The sequence below is a fragment of the uncultured Demequina sp. genome (genome assembly GCF_913055775.1).
GTDB lineage: Bacteria > Actinomycetota > Actinomycetes > Actinomycetales > Demequinaceae > Demequina.
In genome coordinates, this window is the sequence record NZ_CAJXJX010000035.1 from 1 (window position 1) to 22,228 (window position 22,228).

A 22,228-nucleotide genomic window follows, 5' to 3' on the forward strand; every position below is an offset into this window, starting at 1 on the left:
CCTCGACGGGCTCCCACGCTTGGCGGAACGGCGCGCCCACCTCGGTGCCCACCTCCGCCACGGTCATGACCCAGCCGTCGGGACCCAGCAGCCACCGCTTCATCAGCTCGGGCTCGTGGTGCGCCCGCCAGACCTGCTCGACGCTGCCGCGGATGATGCGGCTCACCCGGATCTGGGTGTCGGAGAGGATCTGGAGCTCGGTGCCGCGTCCGGCGGCGAAGGACTCGAGGTCCGCGAGGACGTCGTCGATCTGGCTCATCGCGGAGGTCATGCCCTCCTCCATGCCCATCTCGAGGAGCTGCTGGAGCTGATCAGCGGAGCCGAAGTGCGTAGTGGTGGTCAGGCGCGAGCCGCCGTCGGTCTCCTCGAACACGAACGTCATGCGCATGGTCGGCATGTCGGCGTTCTCCTCGCCGTCCTCGGACGCGAAGCCGTCGCGCACCTCGAAGCTCTCGCCCGGCGTGACGGCGAGGAACTCCCAGAAGCCTGACGAGGCCTCGCCGTTGGGGCCATGCATCGTGTAGTGACTGCGGCCGCCGGGGAACACGTCGTGGCGGTGGAACGTCGCGGGCCACTCGACCGGGCCCCAGAACTTCTCGATCTGGCGGGGGTCCGTGTAGGCCTCCCACAGACGCTGGCGGGTGGCGGTGAAGTCGGCGACCACGGTCATGGTGAGCGCTTCTGGATCCTTGGTGACGGATGTGATGGGCATGGCGGGGACCTCTCGTGGGCTACTGATCCTCGGCGAGTAGCGCGTCGAGACGGCCGATGCGCGCTCGCCAGATCTGTTCGTAGCGGTCCAGCAGGGCCTGGGCCCGGCGGATCGCCTCGGGGTTGCCGCGAACCTTGCGCTCGCGACCGTGGGGATGCTTGGTCACCAGACCCGCTCCCTCCAGCACCGCGACGTGCTTCTGGACCGCCGCGAAGGACATCTCGTACTCGGCCGCGAGCTCGGACACGGAGGCCTCGGTGTCGAGGGTCCGCCTCACGATGTCGCGGCGAGTGGCATCGGCGAGGGCCCGGAAGATCCGGTCCACCTCGTCGTCGGTGAGTTCAGTATCTACAACCATTTGGTTGTAGATTACTGCGGGCCGATGCGTGCGTCAAGAGGTCTCTGCTGTCGCCCTCTCAGCCGCCGGCCTGGGAGTACAGGCGCAGCAGCTCGTGGAAGTGCTCGTCCTCCGGGACGTCTGCTGGTGTCTCACCGGCGAGGTGCTGTCCCAGCCGGTCGAGGTGCCAGTGCCAGCCCGCCGCGTACTCGGCGGAGTGCGGGTCCGGCGCCAGGTGCGCGAAGGTCAGCACCGCACCGCCGCTGTCGCCAGCCTCCTCGACCTCCGCGCGCACGTGCCAGCGACCGCCGGGGCCGTCCCACGCGTACTCGAGCAGGCTGGGCTCCTCCCAGGCGATCACCTCGCCGGTGGCCGCTCCGGCCTCACCGAAGTCGAAGGTCAGCGTCCCACCCGCGCGCGGCTCGAACGTGGTCGCGAACGCCCACGCGCCCGTGCGCTCCTTCTCGGTCAGCGCGGACCAGACCTCCGTGACAGAGACGTCGTAGGTCCGCTCGAATCGGAGCTCGCCGTCCTCGACGACACCTTGATCCTTGGGCAGCAGTGCGGGGCTCTCGTCCATCTCACCAGTGTCCTCGCGTCGAGCGCCGCCGCAACCGGAGCGCGGCGCGCGCTTGACTTCGAGTGCGCTCGAAGACCTAGCGTCATGGGCATGGATCGCAGCTTCACGACCACCCAGTCTCCGATCGGCTCCGGCTTCGGCGCGCGCACCACCGCCGCGGAGGTACTCGCCGGCCTCGACCTGAAGGGCTCGACCGCAGTCGTCACCGGCGGCTACTCCGGCTTGGGCCTCGAGATCACCCGCGCGCTCGTGGGCGCCGGCGCTCGCGTGCTGGTGCCGGCGCGCCGCGTGGATGTCGCGGCCGATGCGGTGGCCGGCATCGATGGCCCCGGCTCGGTGGAGGTCGCCGCGATGGACCTGAGCGACCAGGACTCGGTGGCGGCCTACGCCGACGCCCTGCTTGCGGCAGGCACGCCCCTCGACATGCTGATCGCCAACGCCGGAGTCATGGCCTGCCCCGAGACCCGCGTGGGCCCCGGCTGGGAGGCGCAGTTCGCGACCAATCACCTGGGCCACTTCGCGCTGGTCGCACGGCTGTGGCCCCTCCTGGTCGACGGCGGCGCGCGGGTGATCATGGTGTCGTCGGACGCCCATCACGGCAGTGGCATCCGCTGGGAGGACCTGCACTTCACCAGCGACTACGACCCGTGGGACGCGTACGGGCAGTCCAAGACCGCCAACGTGCTCATGGCCGTGCATCTCGATGCGCTGGGTCGGGATCACGGCGTCCGGGCGTTCGCGCTCCACCCCGGAGCGATCCTCACGCCGCTGCAGCGCCACCTGCCGCGCCAGGAGATGGTGGACCGCGGCTGGATCGATGATCAGGGCCGGGGCATCAATCCCCACTTCAAGAGCGTCGAGGCGGGAGCGGCCACGGCGACGTGGGCAGCAACCTCCCCACAGCTCGCTGGGCTGGGAGGCGTGTACCTCGCCGACTGCGACGTGGTCGCGGCCGACCAGGTCGAGGACTGGGCGACGGACCCTGACGAGGCCGCACGCCTGTGGAGCTACTCGGCGGCGGCGACGGGAGTCGATCTGCCGGGCTAGGCGCCCGCGGCGACCCGCTCGATCACCTGGGCGTACTGCTCCGTCTCGACGCACCCCGGAATCGCGAGGCGCCCGCCCACCACGGTGAACGGCACGCCGGTCGCACCCAACTCTCGCGCCTGCGACTCGTCCGCGAGCACGGAGGCTGCGTAGTCCTCGCTGTCCAGCACGGCCAGCGCGTCGTCGCGGTCGAAGCCCACGGATTCGGCCGCATCGGCGAGGGACTCGTGGCTCGAGATGTCCACGTAGCCCGCGAAGTGGCCGCGCTGGATGCCCTCGCGCACGGCGAGCCCCAGGCCCTCCTCGGCGGCAGCCGCGATGAGCCGATGCGCGTCGAAGGTGTTCGCCGTGACCCTCTCGCTCGAATACGGAAGCCCCAGGTCGCGCGCGAGCCCCGCGACGCGATCCTCCATCTGCTGCGCCTGCTCACGCGAGGCGCCGTACTTCCGGCTCAGCATGTCCAGCACCTGCTCGGGCTCCGCCTGGTGGGGATCGAGCTCGAACGCGTGCACCACCAGCTCGACGGGCACGTCGCCGGACTCAGCCGCGGCGCGCAGTCGCGCCTCTCCCACGTAGCACCACGGGCAGACGATGTCCGCCCAGGTGTCGATGCGAACGGCGGCCGGCGCGGCGGGAGTCTCAGTCACGCCGGTTCCAACGAGCCGGACCTGGCGAGGATTCCCTGAGACCCGTCAGATCGCGTAGCCATCGTCGGGGTCCGCCGCGCGCACCATGTGGTCCATGACGCGGTACGCGTTCGCGACCGTGGTCAGGACGGGGTTGACGCCACCGTTGGTGACATGCGCTGACCCATCCACGACCACCACGTTGTCGTGGCCCCACAAGCGACCCGCCGGGTCCAGGACGCTCGTCGCGGGGGACGTGCCCATGCGGCATGTGCCGGCCTGGTGCTGACCCACACTGGGCCCCGAACCTGGCGAGCGCAGCGGCAGCCGCACCACCGTCTCGGCGCCCGACGCGCGCAGCCACTCCTCGGCGCGGTCGGTCAGGTACTCCTGCATCCGCAGATCCTCGCGGTGGACGTCTCCGCTGAACCTGGCCACGGGCATGCCCCGCGCATCGGTGACGGTCGAGTCCAGCGTGACCCGCGCATCGGCCGTCGTCACCTCCTGAACCGGACCGACCACGCGCTGCAGGCGCGGCATCAGGTCGCGCAGGCGGGGCAGCAGCTCGGCTCCCGATCGCGGCACGAGTCCCGCGTCCTGGAGCGTGCTCAGGGCCGATGCGGGGGTGGGCACGAAGTCGTTCGCGAGCATCCCGCCGCCCACCAGGCCGGGGTTGCCGTGCCGGAACGCGTTGGTGGCGATCGCCGGCCCGGGGCCCTGACCGTCCTCGACCGGGTCCGCGAACACGCCGAACGCGCCCGCATAGACGTGCGCCTGGAGGTGCCGGCCCACCTGGTCCTGGCCGTTGCCGAGTCCGGCAGGCTCGCGCGCCGACGGGCTCGCCAGCAGCAGCCGCGCGGTCTCGACGGCACCCGCCGCCAGGGCGAACTCCTCCGCCAGCACCGACCGCTCCCACGGACCGTCGCCGTCGTCGCCTCGCACGAGCACTCCCACGACGCGACCGTCCGCGTCGGTGTCGAGCCGCACCACCTGGGCCCCGCACACGATCGTGAGCCGTCCCGTGCGCGCCGCCCGCCACAGCGTGGTGTTGTGCGACCCGGCCTTCGCCCCCACCGGGCACGCGAAGCCTACGCACTGCGAGCAGCGCAGGCATGCGGGCCGGCCTCGATAGGGCTCCGAGTTGATGAGCAGCGGCACGCACTGCGTCGCCCACCCGAGCGAATCGGCGCCCGCGCGCAGCCGATGCGCGGCGGCCGTCCGCGGCATGGGCGGCAGCGGGAAGGGGCTCGACCGGTGGCCCTCGAAGCGCTCGTCGCCCGCGGCGCCGCTGACTCCCCACTCGAACTCCGCGTGAGCGTAGTAGGGCTCGATGTCGTCGTAGGTGAAGGGCCAGTCCGCGAGCGCGGACCCGTCCGGGACCCCATAGGTGGAGGCCATGCGGAAGTCCTCAGGACTGAAGCGCCAGGCCTGCGCGCCGTACACGCGGGTCCCGCCCCCGAGGGTCATGGCGTTGTTGCCCCAACGGGGGTCGGAGGGCGCCACCACGGAGCCGTCGCCCGCGACGCGCGGGTTGCCCGCCAGCGGTGGTCCCGTGAGGACGTCGAGACCGGCGTCGGAGCGGGGATTGCGGAGGTGGTCCGTCGCGAGCACCCCGGTCGCCGGGGCGTCGCCTCGCTCGATGACCAGCACCGTGCGGCCGGCCTCGACCAGCTCCTGCGCCGCGACGCCGCCGCCGGCACCGGAGCCGATCACCACGGCGTCATAGTGACCGCGAAGCTCGGATCGCGGCACGATCGCCGCGACCACCTCGTCCGGCAGATCCGACCCCTCCGGGATCGACGTGCGCGCCGCCGTCCAGCCCAGGTCGCGCCACGACCCGGAGCCCGAGACGTGGACCTGCGCGATGAGCCGCGCGATCCACTGGGCGTCCGGGTCCGTTGCGAAGGTCGTGGGATCGAGGGCACTCGCCCGCGCGGCGAGGGCGTTGAAGCGGGCGGGCCAGTCGGGGTGGTCGGTCTCGAGGATGCGGGCCACGCACGCGGCTGTGCCAGCCTCTCTGGCGCCCGGGCACGTGCCCGGAGGGAGCACCGCGTCGGCCCAGACGGCCAACGCCTCGCGGTCGACCCCGATCATGACCGTCAGCCTACGGCCGCTGAGTGACGTGATTGTTTCCTGGGCCCGCCCCCGCGCTCCCGCCGACAGTACGAACCACTCCCGAGCCGACACGCCGTGCCAGGGTCGCTGCAGGCCCGGGATCACCGGCGTGTCGCGGGAAAGGTGGTTCGGAGTGTCGGGAGGACTGAGGTGTGATGTCAAGCACTCTTGACACGGTGTCAAAGCTGCCTTACCTTAGTGATGTCAAGAACTCTTAACATCGGAGAAGAGATGTCCTTCGAAGAGCGCAACGCCGTGATCGGCATGGTGCTGGGCCTCGTGGCGTTCGGCGCCTACTGGGTCATCGTCATCGCCCGCGCGGCGAGCGACGATCTCCCCTTCAGCGAGGTCGCCTGGCAGGGCCCCATGCTGCTGATCGTCGCCATCGGCGGCGGTGCCTACGCGATCGTCTACGGCACCATGCGCTGGCGCGTGCGCCGCCAACTCGTCTCCGACGCTCGGGACCGCGAGATCCTCGACAAGTCCGACGCGGCGGGAGCGGGGCTGGTGAGCCTGTCCGCACTGATCGCGCTCATCATGCTGGCGCTCGACGCAGACGCCTTCTGGGTCGCGCACGTGCTGTTTGTGATGAGCTTCCTGGGCTCGATGGTCTCGTCCGCAGCGGCGATCGCCATGTACCGCGAGGGGGTGGCCTGATGAACACGGCCAAGAACCACGAGTGGCGGATGCCCGAGGACGACGAGCCCGGCCCCATGACCATGGAGGAGCGCGCCGTCTGGGTCTACCTGGTGGTGTTCCTCGTCACGTCGATCACCTACTTCGCGATCGTCATCCCGCGCGCCATCGAGGGGCCCATCGAGGACGTGTCCTGGGTGGCGCCCATGCTGTGGGCGATCGGCATCTCGATCGTCGGCACCATCGTCGGCTCGATCGTCGCGGCGATCGGCTCCGCTGTGGGACTCGCGGCCCGCGGCCGCGACCCCGAGGTCGAGCTCGGCTCGGACGAGCGCGACAAGGAGATCAACCGCCTCGGCAGCCGCGCCACGTACGGCGTGGTGTCGACGGGCCTGCTGACCGTCCTGGCTCTCGCGATGCTCGATGCGGACACCTTCTGGATCGGCAACGTCGCATTTCTTGCGGGCTTCGTGGGCGCGCTGGTCGACGCGTTCGTGCGCATTCGCGCGTACCGGAGGGGCTTCTGATGGGCCGCTCCACCAAGGTCACGAACTCCATCCGGGCGCTGCGTTTCGCCCAAGGGGAGATGACCCAGGCCGAGCTGGCGGAGCGCATCGGCGTCACCCGCCAGACGGTCATCGCCATCGAGCAGGGCCGGTACTCGCCGAGCCTCGAGATGGCCTTCCAGATCGCGCGGGCGTTCGCCGTCCCGCTCGATGACGTCTTCCAGTACCCCGAGGAGGAGTCGGCCTAGGCAGCGCACCGCGCAGCACCCGATCCCCACCACTCTCACGGTCACCGCACGTGACCTCTAGTCAGTGCACCCTCAATCAGGGTGCCTAGGGAGCAACCATGACCACCACCGACACCGTCCGGACCGCCCGCGCGACCGGCGCCGCCTACCTAGGGCTCGCCGTCACCGGGACGCTCGGCTTCCTGCTCATCCGCCCGCAGCTGTTCACCGACGACGCCGCGGAGACACTCGGCAACCTCGCCGACCGCCCCGAGCTCGCGGCCACCGCAGTGCTGCTCGAGATGGGCATCGTCGTGACGCAGGCCCTCGCCGCGGTCTGGTTCTACCGCCTGCTGCGCGACGTCCGCCCGATCGCGGCGTTCGCGACGGCGACGTTCGGCCTCATGAACGCCGCCGCGATCATGGCCTCGGGCGCCTTCATGGCGAGCGCGGTCGCGGTGGCCGGAGACCCCTTCATCCTTGGAGGGGCCGATGCGGCGGGCACCGTGGGCACGCTCGCTCACCTGAGCGAGGCGTCCTGGGGCATGGGCACCCTGTTCTTTGGCCTGTGGCTCATCCCGATGGGCTGGGCCGCCGTCACCACCCGCCGGTTCCCGGTGGCGCTGGGTTGGCTGCTCATCGCCGGCGGTGCCGGCTATCTCCTGTCCGGACTGGTCGGCTACGGCATCCACGATGCCCCCACCTGGCTGGTCGAGTCGCTCGCCCTCCCCGCCACGGCGGGCGAGTTCTGGATGATCGGCTACCTGCTCGTGAAGGGCATCCGGCCGCGCGCGGCCAAGCCCGCCGCAAGCGCAGAGCCGACCTCCGACCCCTCACCCCTCCCGTCACCCACCCGTGCCTGAGCGCGCCGCGCCGGGCCCACCGAATCAGGAGACCGACATGACAACGCAGACGCTTCCCCAGACCATGACAGCGATCAGCCACACGACGTACGGCGAGGCCGACTCGCTCGCCAGCGCCGAGCTGCAAGTGCCGACGCCCGGGCCCGACCAGGTCCTCATCCGCGTCGACGCGGCGGCGCTCAACCCCGCCGACGTCTTCATGATGCGGGGCCGGCCGCGCATGCTCCGGCTCGTCGGCGGCCTCACCCGTCCCAAGGTCCAGGTGCGCGGCACGGACGTCGCCGGCGAGATCGTCGCGGTGGGCGCCAAGGTCGAGCACTGGCGCCGCGGCGACCGCGTGTTCGGCGAGGCGGCCAGCGGGTCGATGGCGCAGTACGCGACTGCGAGCGCAGACCGCATCGCGCGCATCCCGGACGGCGTCAGCGCCACCGATGCCGCCGCCTCCGTGATGGCCGCGCTGGCCGCGCGCGACGGCCTCGACGCGGCAGGCATGCCGGCCGACACCAGCGCGGAGGGCACGCGCGTCCTCATCGTGGGCGCCTCAGGCGGGATCGGCTCGTTCGCCGTCCAGATGGCGACGGCCCAAGGCGCCCACGTCACGGGCGTCACCTCGGGTCGCAACGCGGACGCGGTGCGAGCCCTGGGCGCAGACGCGATCGTCGACTACACCCGCGAGTCCGTCACCGATCTCCCGGCCTGGTTCGACGTCATCTTCGACAACGTGGGCGCCGTGCCCATGGAGTCGCTGCACGCGCTCACCACCCCCACCGGCGTGGTGCTGCCCAACAGCGGTCTCGACGGTGCGGACGGCGGCGCCATGATGCGGGTGCTGCGCGCAAACGCCCGGCGCTACCTGCTGCGCCGCCGCTACCGCAGCTTCTACTCGGGCCCGTCGACGGCGAAGCTCGAGGCGATCGGCGCGGGGCTCGTCAGCGGCGAGATCACGCCGCTCATCGACGAGGTGCTGCCGCTCGACCGCGGCTCCGAGGCCATGGCGCGGGTCGCCTCCGGCCACGCCCGCGGCAAGGTGGTGCTGACGCCATGAGGGCCGTGACGTACAGCCGCTACGGCGGCCCCGAGACCCACACGCTCGAGCACGACGTGGAGGTCCCCGAACCGGGCGAGGGCGAGGTGCGTGTGCGGGTCGCCGCCGTGGGCCTCAACCCCTACGACTGGCACATCTACCGCGGCGACCCGTGGCTCGCACGCTTCGCGTTCGGGCTGCGCTCGCCGGGTTCGCGGATCGTGGGCTCGGATGTCGCCGGAGTGGTGGACGCCGTGGGCGCCGGTGTCGAGCGTCTCGCCGTGGGCGACCGGGTGTGCGGCTTCGTCGGGTTCGGCGGAGCGGCCGATGCGGTCGTCACCAAGGAGAACCGGCTCGCCCTGGTTCCTGCCGGAGTCAGCGACGAGGCCGCCGCGGCCGTGCCCATCCCGGCCCTGACCGCCCTTCTGGGGCTCGAGCCCCTCGGGGTGGAGGGCACACGCGTGCTGATCATCGGCGCCTCGGGCGGCGTGGGCCACATGGCCGTGCAGTTCGCGCGGATGCTGGGCGCGGCACGCGTGGTGGCGGTGTGCTCGGGCCGGAACGCCGCGATGGTGACGAGCCTGGGAGCGGACCGGGTCATCGACTACACCCGCGAGTCCGTTCTGGACTGTGGCGAGACCTTCGACATCGTGTTCGACACGGTCACCACCACGCCGCTGCGGCGCCTGCGCCGGATCATGGCGAGCGACGCGATCTACGCCCCCGCGGGCGGCGTGGGCGGCGGGCCGCTGCTGGGGCCTGCGTGGGGGATGTACCGGTCGGTGGTCGCGGGGTGGACGGTGTCGCAGACGGTGCGCACCGTGTCAGCACGCGAGGACGACACCGCACCCGAGGTGGGCCGCTTTCTGGACTGGATCGCCGCAGGCGACGTGCAGGTGATGCTCGAGCGCGCGTACCCCCTCGAACAGCACGCGGAAGCCCTCGCACGCCTCGAGACCCAGCACGTCTCGGGCAAGGTCGTGCTGACGATCCCCTGACCCGTCCCTCCTCCCCCCAACACGAGCGAAATGGGCCCACTTCGCTCGCCTAAGGCCTTAGGCGAGAGAGTTGGGCCCATTTCGCGGAATAAGGGGCAGTGCCGCGGGGCTTAGGTTGGAGACATGCCCAGCCCCCGCATCGGCCCTTCCTCATGAGCCGCACGTTCGCCTCGCTGGGCTTCTACAACTACCGCCTGTGGTTCGCCGGCGCGATCGTGTCCAACGTGGGCACGTGGATGCAGCGCGTCGCCCAGGACTGGGTGGTGCTGACCGTCCTCACCGAGGACTCCGGCGTCGCCGTCGGGGTCGTCACCGCCCTGCAGTTCCTCCCGTTCCTGGTGCTGGGCCCTTTCGCGGGCGTCGTCGCCGACCGCTTCGCTCCGCGCCGCCTGCTGGTGGTCACCCAGGCCGCGGCCGCGTTCCTGGGGGTCTCGCTCGGCGCGATCGTGCTGCTGGGCCAAATCGAGCTGTGGCACATGTACGCCTTCGCGCTCGCGCTCGGGGTGGTCGCCGCCTTCGACATGCCAGTGCGTCAGACCTTCGTCAGCGCCTTGGTGCCGCAGGAGTCGCTGCCCAACGCCGTGGGCCTCAACAGCGCGTCCTTCAACGCGGCTCGGCTGATCGGCCCGGCCGTCGCAGGTTTCGCGGTGGCGGGCATCGGCAGCGGCTGGGTGTTCATCATCAACGGCCTCACCTACGTCGCGACCATCGTCGCGCTCGCCCTGATGCGCACGCGCGAGCTCAACCCGTTCAAGCGCGCCCGGCGGTCGCCCGGCCAGATCCGCGAAGGGTTCCGCTACGTGCGCGGCAGACCCGAGCTCGTGGTGCTCATGATCGTGGTCTCGACCGTCGCGATGCTGGGACTCAACTTCCAGCTCACGAGCGCGATGATGGCGCGCATCGAGTTCGGCCGGGGCGCCGAGGAGTACGGCCTCATCGGCTCGGTGCTCGCGATCGGCTCGCTGTCGGGCGCGCTGCTCGCCGCGCGCCGCACCGAGATCCGGCTGCGACTGATCCTGGGAGCGGCGCTGCTGTTCGGCCTGTCGAGCGGGGTCATGGCGGCGATGCCCACGTACCCGCTGTACCTGATCTCGTGCACGGTCGTGGGCTTCTCCGCGCTCACGATGCTCACGAGCGCCAACGCCTTCATCCAGACCACCACGCCGTCGCACATGCGCGGGCGCGTCATGGCCCTGTACTCGATGGTCGTCATGGGATCGACGCCCATCGGGTCGCCCATCATCGGCTGGGTGGGCGAGCACGTCAGCCCGCGCTGGGCGATCGGGGCGGGCGCGATCGCCTCCATCGTGGTCGCGTGGGGCGCGATCATGTGGTCCATCCGGCACTGGAACCTCGAGGTCACGTACCACCGGCACAGGCCCCTCCTGGAGTTCCGCTACCCCGACGAGCGCCGCACCCGCGAGGACGCGCTGGTTCGGCTGCGCGCGCAGCAGATCGTGGACGTCACGAGCCAGCCGTAGGCTCGCGCCGCGAGTGCGGAGCGCCGATGCGCGTGCCGGGTCGTGCACACGAAAGAGCCGCGCCCCCGAGGGGGGACACGGCTCCTTCACGCGAGCGGTGCTGCAGGTCAGGCGACAGGGCCACCCGACTCCTCGCGGCGCTCAGTCACGCGTCCCTGCTGCTGCGGAGCGTTCGCCTGCTGAGGCGACTCCGTGCGCGACTCCGTGACGGTGGTGTGCTTGCGGTTCTGAGCGTTGACGATCAGGGAGATGATGACCGCGAGCGCTCCCGCTCCCATGAGAATCCAGCCCACGAGGAACAGGTTGATGGCGTCCACGCTCTCGTTGAGAGCGAATGCGAGGATCGCGCCGATCGCGATCAGGAAGATGCCGGTACCGATGGCCATGAATGGTCTCCTTACCTCATCGGAGGCGCCGCCGGATGAAGCGTTGTCGGGGACTCTCCCCAGGCGGCGCCTGCACCGGTTCCAACCCCCTCGGGGTGCCGCGAATTCCCGGGAGACCCGCGCATCTGCCATCTGCCAGGGACGACGCTCACACCAGTGCGTTCCTCGGGCCTGGACCCGCGACCCGGACGCGGCTACCGTGGTGTCATGAGCGACTCACCCGAGTACTACGCCATCCGCCAGCGCCTGACCTTGGGCGTGAACCGCTACGAGATCGCCCGCACCGGCGCGGACTTCGAGGGCGGCGAGCAGTTCGCCTTCGCGCAGCAGAAGCGCATGAAGCTCAAGGAGGAGGTGCGCTTCTTCACGGACGACACCAAGTCCGCGATCGTGTTCACCTTCAAGGCGCGCAACGTCATGGACATCAACTCCGTGGTGGACGTCTTCGATGCCGAGGGCGCGTCGCTCGGCACCTTCCGCAAGGACTTCGGCAAGTCGCTGATCAACTCGACCTGGTACCTCGAGGCGCCCGGGCTGCCCGAGCTCACGGCGCGCGAGGCGTCCGACGGCAAGGCGATCGCGCGCCGCTTCGGCGTGCCCCTGCGCTACGACTTCATCTTCCGCGACCCCGAGGGCAACGAGGCCGCGTCCGTGTTCCGCAAGTTCGGCATCCGCGACTCGTACAAGGTGACGGTCAAGGACACCCGCTACGACGAGCGCTTGATCCTCGCGATGATGGTGGCGCTGGACTCGCTGCAGGATCGCTGACACTGGTCCCCCGCGCCGCCGCGGGCGGTGCGCAAGAATGGCCCCATGAGCGACACACCGACCATCGAGAACGAGCACTGGCGCATCGGCTTCATCCCTGAGATGGGCGGGTCCGTGCGCTTTGGACAGGCCCGGGTGGGCGGCGAGTGGCACGACGTGCTGCGCCCCACCCCCGAGGACCCGAGCGGCCCCAACGCGACGTCGTCCTACCCGCTGGTGCCGTGGTCCAATCGCATCCGCAACGGCCGCCTGGCGTGGGCGGGCCGCACGTACCAGCTGCGCGTCAACTGGCCGGACGGCACCGCGATTCACGGCACCGGTTGGGACTACCCCTGGACCGTGGCCGAGCGCACGGCGACGCGGATCGTGCTCGAGTTCACCTCGCGCGACGTGTACGGCGTCAACTGGCCCTGGACGTTCAACGCGCGCTTCACGTATGAGCTCGACGGCTCCGAGTTCCGCTGGACCTACGCGATCACCAACACCGACCACGAGACCTTCCCGGCAGGGTACGGCCACCACCCGTACTTCCTGCGCTCGGTGGCCGGCTCCCCCGACGCCGTTCTCCAGGTCGAGGTCGACAAGGCCTACGACCTCGTGGACTGCATGCCTGACGCGGAGGCTGGCGAGATCCGTCCCGCGGCCGACTTCCGCGAGGCACGGCCCCTTGGCCAGGAGTTCGTCGACGACTGCTTCGCGGGCCGCCGTGGCGACCGCCTCGCGACCATCGAGTGGCCGGGTGCGCTCACGGTGGACGTGGACGCGGACGCGGCGCTCGAGCACGCGGTGCTGTACATCCCGCCGGGCCAGCCCTTCTTCGCCTTCGAGCCGGTGTCGAACGCCAACGACGCGTTCAACCTGGACGAGCAGCACACTCCCGGCACCGGCCTGTTCCTCGCGCAGCCCGGCGAGACCCGTGCCGCCTCCTTCACCCTGACCGCACGCGGCTGACGGGGGTGCGCGTGGCCGAATCGCACCACGCCGCCGCGCGGCGCCGGCCGCCGAGCGTGATCGCGCTCATCGCGCTCACGCTGCTCGCCGGCGCGTTCTTCGTCCTGCTCGGGGCGCTGCTGATCGCGGCCGGGTCCACGAATGCCGCAGACATCCTGCGGAGCGCCGATGCGGTGGCGCTGGGCATCGTGTTCGTGGCCCTGGGGCTGGGGCAGGTCGGGATAGGCGTCGCGCTGGCGAGGCGCATCAATGGCGCCCGCGTGATCCTCACGGTCGTCGTGGCGTTCTCGCTGCTCGGTGCCCTCTACGACGTCGCACGAGGGTCGGAGGCGAGCCTTCCGGCGAGCCTGATCGCCATCGGCGTCGACGTCGCTCTGCTCACTCTCGCCTGGACCCCTGCCGCCCGCCGCCACTTCCAGTCCGAACGCGACCGCCGCATCGGCCGAGCCGTCAGTCGCACCACACGCAGCCCGTGGCGCCGCGTCGCAGAGGTCGCGGCACAGGTGGTGGTGCTGGCGATCACGATCGGCGTGACGCCCGGCGTCACTGCGCAGGAGTGGTACGCGATCCCGCTCGCCGGCGCGGCCGTCGCGGTGGTCGCGTGGGCCCTCCAACCGCTGACGCTGAGCGTCGCCGGGCGCTTCGGGTGGGGTGGCGCTCTCGCCATGGCGCTGTTCGCGCAGGCGATCACCCTGGGGGTCGCGCTGGCGCTCGCGCCCGGGATCGAGGTCGCCTCGCTGTGGTGGGCGCTGGTGGCGTCGTGGGTGTTCGCGATTCTCACGGCCATCATGTCCTGGGCGTTCTCGGTGGGCACCGATGACTACCTGCTGGTGCACGCGTCGCGCATGGCCGTCGACGAGTCCGAGATTCCCACCGATGGCGCGCGCGGCGTCATCATGGTGCAGCTCGACGGGGTGCCGGCGCCGCTGCTCGAGGCGGAGATGCGGGCGGGCAACCTGCCGACGATCTCGCGGTGGATCCGCGGCGGTTCGCACACCTGGACGGAGTGGACCGCTCGCGTGCCCTCGACCACGCCAGTCTCGCAGGCCGGGATCCTGCATGGGTCCAACGAGAACATCCCCGCGTTCCGATGGTGGGACCGCGAGCTGGGCCGGTTGCTGGTCGCGAACAGGCCAGCAGACGCCGCGATCATCGAGGAGCGTGTGGCCGACGGTCGCGGGCTGCTCGCGGACGACGGCGTCGCGATCTCTAACCTGTTCACCGGTGACGCTCCGCGCTCGCACCTGACGATGAGCACGTCGACCGGCGCGGGCACCGCACTGGGGCAGTCCGAGGCGTACTCGACGTTCTTCGCCCACCCGGCCGGGTTCTCGCGCGCGTTGGTGCTGACCTTGGGCGAGATGCTGAAGGAGCTGGCGCAGGCGCGGCGGCAGGAGCGGCGGGACGTGCAGCCGCGTGTCCACCGTGGCGGACCGTACGTGCTGTTGCGCGGGGTCACCAACGTGATGCTTCGCGACCTCAATGTGTCGCTCGTGGTGGGCGCGATGGCGCAGGGCGCGAAGTCGGTCTACGTGGACTTCGTGGACTACGACGAGATCGCGCACCACGCCGGGGTCACGCGACCCGAGTCGCTCGCGTCGTTGTACGGACTCGACGGCGTGCTCGCGACGCTCGAGCGATTCGCCGCGTCGGGGATCGCCGCGCGCGAGTACGACATCGTGCTGGTCTCGGACCACGGCCAGAGCCAGGGCGCGACGTTCCTGCAGCGCGCCGGGGTGTCGCTCGAGGAGTTCGTGGCCGCGCGCACCGGGGGCCGGGCCATCGCCGTGGGTCGGGATCGTGAGGGTGCGGGCGCGCCTGCCGAGCTGCTGGTCCGCGAGCTGGCCGGGCGCGGGTCGCGGTCCGCGCGGGCGGCGGAGCGGGCGATCGCGCGCGCGGATGAGCGCGACTCGGCCGACCTGCAGGGCGACGAGGAGGAACCGTCGCTCGCCGTGGTCGGCTCCGGGAACCTGGGCGGCATCTGGTTCACCGATGAGGACCACGGGCTCGACCTGGCGGAGATCGAGGCCGCCCATCCGGGCCTGGTGGGCGCGCTGGCGGCGCATCCGGCGATCGGCTTCGCCGTGGTGCGCACTCCGGACGGGCCTATCGCGGTGGGTGAGCACGGCAGCCGCGAGCTCCACACCGGCGTGGTCACGGGATCCGACCCTCTGGCGGGCTTCCCGGAGCAGACGGCGCCCGACTACGCCCGTGCCATCGCGTTCCCCGACGCCCCCGACATCTACGTCAATTCGACCTACGACCCCGTGCTGGACGAGGTCGCTGCGTTCGAGGAACTCGTGGGCTGCCACGGCGGCGTGGGTGGCTGGCAGACCCGGCCGCTGCTGGTGCACCCGGCCGGGTGGCGGGTGGGGCGCGACCTGGTCGACGCGCGGGGGCGCCTGTACGGCGCCGATGCGGTGCACCGTCAGTTGGTGCGCTGGCTCGAGGAGCTGGGGCACCGGCAGGCGCTTGTCGCCGATGCCGAGGCACCCGACGAGCGCGGCTAGTATGGTGGCCTGCACCGCCGGTGGTCAGCGCGACCCGAGCGGCGCACGCGGGTGTAGTTCAATGGTAGAACTTCAGCTTCCCAAGCTGACAGCGCGGGTTCGATTCCCGTCACCCGCTCCACTCCGGCCCCGCGCCGCCTCTGCCGCAGTTCGCCCCTGCGGCTCGCCCCTGCGGTTCGCCACCGCTCAGGCTCCACCAGGAGACGCTCGCGCCGCAGAATCGACAGCCACGCTCCACCACCGCGCTCAGATGGGGGACACGATTCTGAGCGCCACAGTGGAGGCTGAGTGTCGATCTGCGCGGCTGCGTGTGCGCCAATGGAGGCTGGGTGTGAGCCAACCTGGGTTTGGGTGTGCCCCAACGGAGGGCGCGTGTGCGGGCGGGACGTGGATGGGCGCATGACCAACGCGTGAACTCCGCTCTGTGACCGGTCCCAGCCGGGACCGCACCCCTATAGGCTGAGGCCATGAGCGCTGAAGGACTCGCCCAGGCACAGCAGAAGATGCGCGACGGAGGCGTCAGCGACGCCGCGATCGACGTCTTCAGTCACTACTACCGAGAGCTCGAGGCAGGCGCGACCGGCCTGATCCGCGAGGACACCATCGAGCCGCTGACGAACCCGGACCGGCTCGAGGACGTCGACGTCAACGATGAGGCCGCCCGCGAGGCGCTCTCGAAGACGGTCATCATCAAGCTCAACGGCGGCCTGGGCACCTCGATGGGCATGGACCGCGCGAAGTCGCTGCTCCCCGTCCGCGACGGCCAGAGCTTCCTCGACCTCATCGCAGGCCAGGTCCGCAAGGCCCGTGAGGCCACCGGCGCGCCGCTGCCACTGGTGCTGATGAACTCGTTCCGCACCCGCGACGACTCCCTCGAGGCGCTTGCGGCTCACCCGGACATCGCGGTCGACGGCCTGCCCCTCGACTTCCTGCAGAATCGCGAGCCCAAGCTCCGCGTCGACGACCTCACGCCCGTCGAATGGCCCCAGGATCCCAGCCTCGAGTGGTGCCCGCCCGGCCACGGCGACATCTACACCGCGCTGCTGTCCTCCGGAGTGCTCGAGACGCTTCTAGACGCGGGCTACAAGTACGCCAGCGCCTCGAACTCGGACAACCTGGGCGCCGTCCCGAGCGCCCGCATCGCCGGCTGGTTCGCCGCGTCGGGCGCGCCCTACGCCGCAGAGCTCTGCTCCCGCACCGCCGCCGACCGCAAGGGCGGCCACCTCGCCATCCGCAAGGCCGACGGCCAGCTGATTCTGCGCGACACCGCACAGACCGCGCCGGAGGAGATGCACTACTTCACCGACGAGCACCACCACCCGTTCTTCCACACCAACAACCTGTGGTGGGACCTCGAGAAGCTGCACGCCGCCCTCACCGAGCGCGGTGCGGTGCTGGGCCTGCCGCTCATTCGCAACACCAAGACGGTGGACCCCACGGACAAGGCGTCGACGGAGGTCTTCCAGATCGAGTCCGCGATGGGCGCCGCGATCGAGGTCTTCGAGGGCGCGACCGCGATCGTCGTGGGCCGCGATCGGTTCCTCCCGGTCAAGACCACCAATGACCTGCTGCTGCTGCGTTCGGACGCCTACCGCCTCGACGAGGACGGTGCGCTGCGCCTCGCGGTCGACGCCGCTCCGCTGGTGGACCTCGACTCGAGCTACTACAAGACCATGGAGAGGTTTGACGCGCGCTTCCCGCACGGCTCGCCGTCACTCAAGGCGGCGACATCGCTCACTGTGGGCGGCGACTGGACGTTCGGGGCCGATGTCGTGGTCACCGGTGACGCCGCGCTCGAGGACAGCGGGGCGCCGGGAACGATCGGCGACGGCACGGTGCTCGAAGGCTGACGCCAGCGGCTACTCCCAGCCGAGGAACCGGCCGAGCGCCACGAAGAGGGCCAAGGCTCCCAGCAGGATGTTCACGGGCAGCGACTTGGTCTCGCCGTGGCGCGCGTGGTCGACGAAAGCCCCGATCATCACCACCACGAGGCCCGCCGCCGCGAGCGGCGTCAGCACGGGCGCGATGTCGAGCGCCCACGGCAGGATCAGCCCGATCGCCGCCGCGACCTCAGCAGCCCCCACGAACTTGAACAGCCACACCGGCATACGTTCGGCATAGGAGGTCATGGGCGGCTTCTGCGCCGCGTAGACCTCGCGCGAATCCTTGAGCTTGGTGAAGCCGGCGCCAAAGAACACGAGCGCCAGTAGTCCTTGTACGACCCAGAGTGCGATGTCCATGTCGCTTCTCCCCATCGACGCGGCCAGGGTCGCCCTGGCCCTGAAGTCCAGCCTATGCGCTGGGCAGACGCATCGCTCAGGTCAGCCGGCGCAGGCGCCCTCCGCCATGCCTCCCGTGGCGGTGTACGAGAATGCGTTGACCGTGCCGCCCTCGAAAGAGATGTCGAGGCACCAGTCCGCAGCCGCAGTTCCCGTGAACGTCAGCTCGTGGGCGGTGGTGAGGTGCGCTTCGAGCTCGCCGTCGCCGACGGCGTACCCCGCCTCGGTCTGCGCGACATCCGGAATCGCGTTGGTCTCGACCGCCAGGGTCGCAGCGGCGGCGCCCACCGCGCTCACGTCCTGCTGCGCCTGCACGTCGATCTCCTCGGGCGTGACCGTGTCATCGAGGAGGAACCACAGGCCCACGGCGGTGGCGATCAGAGCGATCCACCCGAGGATGACGGCGGCGAGAGCGAAGGACCGATGCCGGGCCCGGCCCTTCTTGGCTGCAGACAGCCCGAGGTGTCCCAGGATGATCGCGAGGGGGCTCAGCGCCAGCAGCGCGGAGGCGTACGCGGCGATGCCCATCCATTCGCGGTCGAACTCGGTCGCCGGGGCCTCGTGGTGCTCCTCGACCTCCGCATCCGCGGGCGCGGTCTCGTCAGCGGCGACCTCGGTGGCCGGGAGGACCTGGGTCGCCTCGTCATCGGGCGCCGGCTCGTCGTCAGCATCCGGCGTCGACGGAGCACTCGCGGCGCTGGGCGACCCGATCGCTGCGGCCCACGGAGCCTCTTCCTGATCGGTCCCCGAGCCTTCGGGTTCGGTCGTCTTGTCGCCGGTCATGACACCTCCTTGCGAGGGGATCGCCCTCGTGGCTCAAGGTACCTCCGGGAGCGAGCAGAGCGGTGCAGGCGTGCGGCAAGCGTCGCAAGCCGCCGCGTGTCCTCCCCGCGTCTGATGCCCGCGCCACGTACCGTGTGGACAACGGCCTCGCAGAGAGGTCCGGGCAAGGCGAAGGCCCCCCGCATTAAGGGTGCGGGGGGCCTTGCCATGACCGCAGAGTTCTCGTGACCTGGGGATAACTCCCCGACCACGACGGCCGCGATTGACGATGCGGCGACACCCCCAAAAGGGATGACCTCTGGGTCGACGCTACGGGCCGCAAGCCCCTGTGCCGTCACCCACAGTTCGTCGCAATCCACCCGTGAGCGGACTCCGACGACGCGAGCTCACGTTGTCCGAAGCGCCCGGTACTTCACTCCCGCATATGCCGCCCTACCAGGGAGAACGACCCGGTTGACCCGAGCCGGCCACCTGCCGGATACGGCCCCCGATCGGACCTTGCGATCCTTCCGAGGTGCGGAACCGAAGTTCCGATGGGACTAGTCGTACTCGCCTCTCCGGGGCCGCGCAAGCCCTGCAGGCGACTTTTTTCTGTCCACTTTTTGCCCACAGGGTTTTCCACCGGAATTGCACGGCGTTTACCCGAACTTCACATGCCTGTGGACAAAATCTGTGGAGAAGTCGGGCTGTGGAAAAGCCTGGGGATCAGGACTCTCGATCTCTCTCGGCCACCTGTGCGAGCATCGCGTTGTAGGCGCGCAGCTCCGCGTCGTCGTCCCGCTCCGCCTGACGGTCAGTGCGGCGCGACTCCTTCTCGTCCGCGCGCCGCCACGCGATCACGACTCCGATGGCAAGGACGACCACCGGCAGCTCGCCGATGCCCCACGCCAACTGGCCGCCGTACTGCTGATCAGTGATGGCGTCGGGGCCCCAGTCGCGGCCCATCAGTCCGAACCACTCCGGAGCGAGGAGAACCTCCGAGCTCATGAGCGAGACCCCGAAGAACGCATGGAAAGCCATCGTGGCGAACAGCAGGACGATCCGCATCGGGTACTTGGGTCGCGTCGGTCCCGGGTCGATGCCCACGAGCGCATTGGCGAAGAAGTAGCCCGCGAGCGTGAAGTGCACCAGCATCCAGAGGTGGCCCACGTGATTGCTGAGCGCGAACTCGAACAGCGGCGAGTAGTAGAACACCACGAGCGATCCGGCGAAGTTGACCGCAGCCACAATGGGGTTCGCGAGGAAGCGCAGCAGCCGCGACTCGAGAACGCCGCGGAGGAACTCGCGTGGGCCTCTGGAGCCGTCGGTACGGGCAGGCAGCGCCCGGAGCGCGAGGGTCACGGGCGCCCCCAGGGCGAGCGGCAGCGGCGCGGCCATCACGAGCAGCATGTGCTCGACCATGTGGCCGCTGAATGCCACCATCCCGTAGACCGTCGGGGCGCCCTGGGTGATCCACACCATGGCCGCGACGCCGAGCATGAACGAAGCCGTGCGGTACCACGGCCACCGGTCGCCGCGCCGGCGCAGCCGTGCCGCCCACAGCGCATACATCACGGCCGCAGCCCCCAGGGCGAACGCGGAGATGATCTCGAGGCGCCACTGCGCGATCCAATTGAGGGCGCTCGGGGCGGGCGGGAGTTCGTAGCCCGTCAGGTAGTAGGCGGGGGTGGGGTCCTCGAGAGCTTCGATCGGCACGGGCGGCGCCGTCCCGGACAGCACGACCGCCACCAGCACCACGGCGACGAGCGCCCCGACATCCACGGTCATCACTCGCCAGAAGCGCTCGCGCACGTGCGCATCGGACAGCCGTGGGAGCATCGCGCGCCGGTGCCACGCTGCGAGCGCGATCGCCAGCGACATGAGCGCGATCTTGAGCAGCAGGAGCCGGCCATAGGTCGTGGTGACGAACTCGTCGAGGGAGGACATCCGCACCCACGCGTTCGCGACTCCCGAGACCACGATGCCCACGGCGCCCCACAGCGCGAGGCGCGATCCGCGACTCACGGCGACCTTCGCATCGGCCCCCAACGGCCCTCTCATGAGCAGCAGCACCGCGATCACGCCGAGCCACAGCGCGGAGGCGGCGATGTGAATGAACATCGCCGACGTCGCGAGGTGGTGGTCGGCGGCTCCGGCCGCATGCCCCGTCTGCGCCTGCCACCCCAGGCCCCACACGACCGGCGCCAGCGACCACGCCGCCGCCAAGGGGGTGCGCACGAACGAGGCGAGCACCGACGCAACCACGGCCGCGAGCGCCATCTGCAGGTACGCACGGCCCAGGTCGATGGTGGTCGCGAAGGACCAGACCTCCTCGATGAAGCGCTCGGCGGGCACCGCGTCGTTCCTGATGTACGCGTAAGAGGCGAACAGGTAGGCGACGGCGGCGACCGCCCACGCGACCGAGGACCACCGCGCGACGGCGGCCGCACGGGCGACGGCGCGATGCCCCGACGGGAGGATCGCGGCGATCGCGATGAGGCCGCCGACGGTGAGCGCCAGCGCCACGTCTCGGATGCCGCCCGTCGCGGTGACGAGAGTCTCGGCTGGCATGGCTCAAGCGTACGCGCGCGCGAGGAAGCGCCCTCACGCGCCGGGGTGCCTGGTAGGCGGGCCCGCGCTGTGGGAGAGTGAAGCCATGAAGAGCGCCGCGCGCATCGCCGCCATGTCCGTCGTGTCCGCCCTCGTGCTCGCCGGGTGCCTGCGCGTCGAGATGAGCATCACCCTCAACGAGGACGACACCGCCACCGGCGAGTTCGTCATGGCGGTGAGCAGCGAGGTCGCCGCGCTCATGGGCGAGGAGGAGTTCACCAGCGCGTTCAGCGCGGACGAGATCGAGGGATCGACCACCGAGCCCTACGAGAGCGAGGACGAGGACGGCGACGGCGAGCCGGACTTCGTGGGGTCCGTGACGACCTTCGATTCGATCGCGCTCGACGACATCTCGGACTCGACCATGGCCTTCACGCGCGAGGGCGACGAGTTCGTCGTGTCCGGAACCCCGGCCGACCCGTCCGAGGACCTGGGCGGCGAGGAACTGACCGGCGCCGAGGCCACGCTGTCGGTCACGTTCCCGGGTGAGGTGTCCGAACACAACGGCAGCCTCGAGGGCACCACGGTGACCTGGGACCTCCTGAACGCACCTGACCAGCTCGAGGCGCGCGGGTCCGCCACCGCGGACGGCGGCGGCATCCCCCTGTGGATCATCCTCGTGGTCCTGGGCGTGATGGGCATCGGCATCGGCGTCGCGATCGTGCTGATCACGTCGACGCGCCGCAAGAGCGACGATGCGGACTCGGCTCGCGAGGCAGAGGCCCAGGCGGGCATGCTCGCCAGCGGCTCGATGGTGATGCCTGCGGCCGACGTCGAGCCCGCCGCCGAGGAGCCTCCGGTGGCCCCGAC

22 protein-coding genes and 1 tRNA gene are annotated in these 22,228 nt (G+C 70.6%); 14 read left to right on the forward strand and 9 right to left on the reverse strand.

Features of this window, described 5'->3' with window-relative positions; all coding sequences use genetic code 11:
* From QZ483_RS05200 to QZ483_RS05210, 3 genes are all read right to left on the reverse strand, one after another.
* Window positions 1–712, reverse strand: a 712-nt coding sequence (locus tag QZ483_RS05200; protein ID WP_297081925.1) for an SRPBCC domain-containing protein, incomplete at its 3' end; no start/stop codon positions are given.
* 19 nt (window positions 713–731) lie between these two features.
* A complete protein-coding gene (locus tag QZ483_RS05205) occupies window positions 732–1,070 on the reverse strand; it encodes a metalloregulator ArsR/SmtB family transcription factor (protein ID WP_297081926.1) in 339 nt (112 codons plus the stop codon).
* Between the two features lie 58 nt (window positions 1,071–1,128).
* Window positions 1,129–1,629 carry an SRPBCC family protein gene (locus tag QZ483_RS05210; protein ID WP_297081927.1) on the reverse strand — a complete coding sequence of 167 codons (501 nt, stop codon included), beginning with the start codon at window positions 1,627–1,629 and terminating at the stop codon, window positions 1,129–1,131.
* Window positions 1,630–1,719: 90 nt separating this feature from the next.
* Between QZ483_RS05210 and QZ483_RS05215 the strand changes: the two genes are divergently transcribed.
* Window positions 1,720–2,676, forward strand: coding sequence for an oxidoreductase (locus QZ483_RS05215; RefSeq protein ID WP_297081928.1), 957 nt, complete (start codon window positions 1,720–1,722; stop codon window positions 2,674–2,676).
* On the opposite strand, the gene QZ483_RS05220 is transcribed toward QZ483_RS05215, so the two are convergent.
* Complete coding sequence (locus tag QZ483_RS05220) at window positions 2,673–3,323, reverse strand: DsbA family protein (RefSeq protein ID WP_297081929.1); 651 nt, start codon at window positions 3,321–3,323, stop codon at window positions 2,673–2,675. The genes QZ483_RS05215 and QZ483_RS05220 overlap by 4 nt on opposite strands.
* Before the next feature lie 45 nt (window positions 3,324–3,368).
* Complete coding sequence (locus QZ483_RS05225; protein ID WP_297081930.1) at window positions 3,369–5,396, reverse strand: GMC family oxidoreductase; 2,028 nt, start codon at window positions 5,394–5,396, stop codon at window positions 3,369–3,371.
* 252 nt (window positions 5,397–5,648) lie between these two features.
* Between QZ483_RS05225 and QZ483_RS05230 the strand changes: the two genes are divergently transcribed.
* The 7 genes from QZ483_RS05230 (at window position 5,649) to QZ483_RS05260 (ending at window position 11,152) form a co-directional block, all read left to right on the forward strand.
* Window positions 5,649–6,074, forward strand: a complete 426-nt coding sequence (locus tag QZ483_RS05230; protein ID WP_297081931.1) for a hypothetical protein — start codon at window positions 5,649–5,651, stop codon at window positions 6,072–6,074.
* Window positions 6,074–6,580: a hypothetical protein gene (locus QZ483_RS05235; RefSeq protein WP_297081932.1), complete on the forward strand. Its 507-nt coding sequence runs from the start codon at window positions 6,074–6,076 to the stop codon at window positions 6,578–6,580. The genes QZ483_RS05230 and QZ483_RS05235 overlap by 1 nt, the downstream gene beginning before the upstream one ends.
* Window positions 6,580–6,807 carry a helix-turn-helix transcriptional regulator gene (locus QZ483_RS05240; RefSeq protein ID WP_297081933.1) on the forward strand — a complete coding sequence of 76 codons (228 nt, stop codon included), beginning with the start codon at window positions 6,580–6,582 and terminating at the stop codon, window positions 6,805–6,807. The genes QZ483_RS05235 and QZ483_RS05240 overlap by 1 nt, the downstream gene beginning before the upstream one ends.
* Before the next feature lie 98 nt (window positions 6,808–6,905).
* Window positions 6,906–7,649 (forward strand): DUF4386 domain-containing protein, encoded by a 744-nt coding sequence (locus tag QZ483_RS05245; protein WP_297081934.1) that lies wholly within the window; start codon window positions 6,906–6,908, stop codon window positions 7,647–7,649.
* Between the two features lie 37 nt (window positions 7,650–7,686).
* On the forward strand, window positions 7,687–8,694 hold the full coding sequence (locus QZ483_RS05250; protein ID WP_297081935.1) for an NAD(P)-dependent alcohol dehydrogenase: 1,008 nt from the start codon (window positions 7,687–7,689) through the stop codon (window positions 8,692–8,694).
* A complete protein-coding gene (locus QZ483_RS05255) occupies window positions 8,691–9,671 on the forward strand; it encodes an NAD(P)-dependent alcohol dehydrogenase (RefSeq protein ID WP_297081936.1) in 981 nt (326 codons plus the stop codon). The genes QZ483_RS05250 and QZ483_RS05255 overlap by 4 nt, the downstream gene beginning before the upstream one ends.
* Window positions 9,672–9,823: 152 nt before the next feature.
* Complete coding sequence (locus QZ483_RS05260) at window positions 9,824–11,152, forward strand: MFS transporter (protein ID WP_297081937.1); 1,329 nt, start codon at window positions 9,824–9,826, stop codon at window positions 11,150–11,152.
* A gap of 107 nt (window positions 11,153–11,259) precedes the next feature.
* Here QZ483_RS05260 and QZ483_RS05265 read toward each other — a convergent pair whose 3' ends face one another.
* Window positions 11,260–11,538, reverse strand: a complete 279-nt coding sequence (locus QZ483_RS05265; protein ID WP_297081938.1) for a DUF6458 family protein — start codon at window positions 11,536–11,538, stop codon at window positions 11,260–11,262.
* 207 nt (window positions 11,539–11,745) lie between these two features.
* Here QZ483_RS05265 and QZ483_RS05270 point away from each other — a divergent pair, with 207 nt between their 5' ends.
* From QZ483_RS05270 to QZ483_RS05290, 5 genes are all read left to right on the forward strand, one after another.
* Entirely contained in the window at window positions 11,746–12,306 is a 561-nt protein-coding gene (locus QZ483_RS05270) for a hypothetical protein (RefSeq protein WP_297081939.1), read from the forward strand.
* Window positions 12,307–12,351: 45 nt separating this feature from the next.
* Window positions 12,352–13,257 (forward strand): aldose epimerase, encoded by a 906-nt coding sequence (locus tag QZ483_RS05275; protein ID WP_297081940.1) that lies wholly within the window; start codon window positions 12,352–12,354, stop codon window positions 13,255–13,257.
* An 11-nt stretch (window positions 13,258–13,268) separates the two neighbouring features.
* Window positions 13,269–15,767: an alkaline phosphatase family protein gene (locus tag QZ483_RS05280; protein ID WP_297081941.1), complete on the forward strand. Its 2,499-nt coding sequence runs from the start codon at window positions 13,269–13,271 to the stop codon at window positions 15,765–15,767.
* Window positions 15,768–15,814: 47 nt separating this feature from the next.
* A tRNA-Gly gene (locus tag QZ483_RS05285) sits at window positions 15,815–15,888 on the forward strand.
* Between the two features lie 346 nt (window positions 15,889–16,234).
* On the forward strand, window positions 16,235–17,617 hold the full coding sequence (locus QZ483_RS05290; protein ID WP_297081942.1) for a UTP--glucose-1-phosphate uridylyltransferase: 1,383 nt from the start codon (window positions 16,235–16,237) through the stop codon (window positions 17,615–17,617).
* 9 nt (window positions 17,618–17,626) lie between these two features.
* Here QZ483_RS05290 and QZ483_RS05295 read toward each other — a convergent pair whose 3' ends face one another.
* The 3 genes from QZ483_RS05295 to QZ483_RS05305 all read right to left on the reverse strand — a co-directional run bounded on the left by QZ483_RS05295 (window position 17,627) and on the right by QZ483_RS05305 (window position 21,379).
* A complete protein-coding gene (locus tag QZ483_RS05295) occupies window positions 17,627–18,007 on the reverse strand; it encodes a DoxX family protein (RefSeq protein ID WP_297081943.1) in 381 nt (126 codons plus the stop codon).
* Between the two features lie 81 nt (window positions 18,008–18,088).
* Window positions 18,089–18,829, reverse strand: coding sequence for a DUF4190 domain-containing protein (locus QZ483_RS05300; RefSeq protein WP_297081944.1), 741 nt, complete (start codon window positions 18,827–18,829; stop codon window positions 18,089–18,091).
* A gap of 705 nt (window positions 18,830–19,534) precedes the next feature.
* A complete protein-coding gene (locus QZ483_RS05305; RefSeq protein WP_297081945.1) occupies window positions 19,535–21,379 on the reverse strand; it encodes a cytochrome c oxidase assembly protein in 1,845 nt (614 codons plus the stop codon).
* 85 nt (window positions 21,380–21,464) lie between these two features.
* Between QZ483_RS05305 and QZ483_RS05310 the strand changes: the two genes are divergently transcribed.
* The coding region (locus QZ483_RS05310) for an LppM family (lipo)protein (protein ID WP_297081946.1) at window positions 21,465–22,228 on the forward strand (764 nt) is incomplete at its 3' end.

Excerpts from the sequence above, each read along its gene's own strand:
- QZ483_RS05215 (WP_297081928.1), top strand. The coding sequence starts at position 1,720 with ATGGATCGCAGCTTCACGACCACCCAGTCTCCGATCGGCTCCGGCTTC.
- QZ483_RS05255 (WP_297081936.1), top strand. The coding sequence starts at position 8,691 with ATGAGGGCCGTGACGTACAGCCGCTACGGCGGCCCCGAGACCCACACG.
- QZ483_RS05230 (WP_297081931.1), top strand. The coding sequence starts at position 5,649 with ATGTCCTTCGAAGAGCGCAACGCCGTGATCGGCATGGTGCTGGGCCTC.
- QZ483_RS05295 (WP_297081943.1), bottom strand. The coding sequence starts at position 18,007 with ATGGACATCGCACTCTGGGTCGTACAAGGACTACTGGCGCTCGTGTTC.
- QZ483_RS05260 (WP_297081937.1), top strand. The coding sequence starts at position 9,824 with ATGAGCCGCACGTTCGCCTCGCTGGGCTTCTACAACTACCGCCTGTGG.
- QZ483_RS05210 (WP_297081927.1), bottom strand. The coding sequence starts at position 1,629 with ATGGACGAGAGCCCCGCACTGCTGCCCAAGGATCAAGGTGTCGTCGAG.
- QZ483_RS05305 (WP_297081945.1), bottom strand. The coding sequence starts at position 21,379 with ATGCCAGCCGAGACTCTCGTCACCGCGACGGGCGGCATCCGAGACGTG.
- QZ483_RS05250 (WP_297081935.1), top strand. The coding sequence starts at position 7,687 with ATGACAACGCAGACGCTTCCCCAGACCATGACAGCGATCAGCCACACG.
- QZ483_RS05265 (WP_297081938.1), bottom strand. The coding sequence starts at position 11,538 with ATGGCCATCGGTACCGGCATCTTCCTGATCGCGATCGGCGCGATCCTC.
- QZ483_RS05300 (WP_297081944.1), bottom strand. The coding sequence starts at position 18,829 with ATGACCGGCGACAAGACGACCGAACCCGAAGGCTCGGGGACCGATCAG.
- QZ483_RS05290 (WP_297081942.1), top strand. The coding sequence starts at position 16,235 with ATGAGCGCTGAAGGACTCGCCCAGGCACAGCAGAAGATGCGCGACGGA.
- QZ483_RS05275 (WP_297081940.1), top strand. The coding sequence starts at position 12,352 with ATGAGCGACACACCGACCATCGAGAACGAGCACTGGCGCATCGGCTTC.
- QZ483_RS05205 (WP_297081926.1), bottom strand. The coding sequence starts at position 1,070 with ATGGTTGTAGATACTGAACTCACCGACGACGAGGTGGACCGGATCTTC.
- QZ483_RS05245 (WP_297081934.1), top strand. The coding sequence starts at position 6,906 with ATGACCACCACCGACACCGTCCGGACCGCCCGCGCGACCGGCGCCGCC.
- QZ483_RS05270 (WP_297081939.1), top strand. The coding sequence starts at position 11,746 with ATGAGCGACTCACCCGAGTACTACGCCATCCGCCAGCGCCTGACCTTG.
- QZ483_RS05240 (WP_297081933.1), top strand. The coding sequence starts at position 6,580 with ATGGGCCGCTCCACCAAGGTCACGAACTCCATCCGGGCGCTGCGTTTC.
- QZ483_RS05235 (WP_297081932.1), top strand. The coding sequence starts at position 6,074 with ATGAACACGGCCAAGAACCACGAGTGGCGGATGCCCGAGGACGACGAG.
- QZ483_RS05225 (WP_297081930.1), bottom strand. The coding sequence starts at position 5,396 with ATGATCGGGGTCGACCGCGAGGCGTTGGCCGTCTGGGCCGACGCGGTG.